This is a genomic window from Arthrobacter sp. Dra40, assembly GCF_059091905.1.
Genome location: NZ_JBNHHB010000546.1, coordinates 1 through 737, shown reverse-complemented (window position 1 = coordinate 737; position 737 = coordinate 1). Strand labels below are relative to the sequence as shown.

Below are 737 nucleotides of genomic sequence, written 5' to 3'. Positions count from 1 at the left end.
CTTGGGCGCAGCAGAACGGCGCCCGCGCGATCGAAGGCTACCCGCTCATCCCCAAGCCCGGGCAGCAGATGACCTGGGGCGAACTGTACGTGGGCAGCCGGAACATCTTTGCCGCTGCAGGCTTCCGGGAGGTGAGCCGTCCCACTGCACGGCGGGCCGTGATGCGGATGGACTTCCGGGGCTAGGCAGTGCCGGGGCTGTCAGGAGGGAGCGATAGCCTTGACGGTGTGAGTGACTTGTTCAGTGCAGCTGCGGACGACGACGAAGACTACGACGGCGACGGCACCGGTTCCGCCCCCGGCGGCGATGCCGACCCGGCGCGTCCGCGCAGCCCGCTGGCGGTACGGATGCGCCCCCGCACGCTCGACGACGTGGTGGGCCAGCAGCATTTGCTGCAGCCCGGCTCGCCGCTGCGGCTGCTGGCCGCCGGCGGCGCCGCCACCGGTCCGGCGGGACCGTCCTCGCTCATGCTGTGGGGCCCGCCCGGCACCGGAAAGACCACCCTGGCGCATGTAATCGCGCGCGGGCCCGGCCGCAGGTTCGTGGAACTGTCGGCCATCACGGCCGGCGTCAAGGACGTGCGCCGGGTGATGGACGAGGCTTTGACCGCCCGCGACCTGCACCGGATCACCACGGTGCTCTTCCTGGACGAGATCCACCGGTTCAACAAAGCGCAGCAGGACGCCCTGCTGCCGGGCGTGGAGAACCGCTGGGTGGTGCTGGTCGCTGCCACCACC

General features: G+C 71.0%; 1 protein-coding gene and 1 pseudogene. Both read left to right on the top strand.

Translation table 11 applies throughout. The annotated features are described in order from the left end of the window. A pseudogene (locus AC5RWT_RS37905) lies at nt 1–185 on the top strand (GNAT family N-acetyltransferase); the annotation flags it as partial. Between the two features lie 42 nt (nt 186–227). Further along, a partial coding sequence (locus AC5RWT_RS37900; RefSeq protein WP_494084694.1) for an AAA family ATPase occupies nt 228–737 on the top strand: 510 nt, incomplete at its 3' end.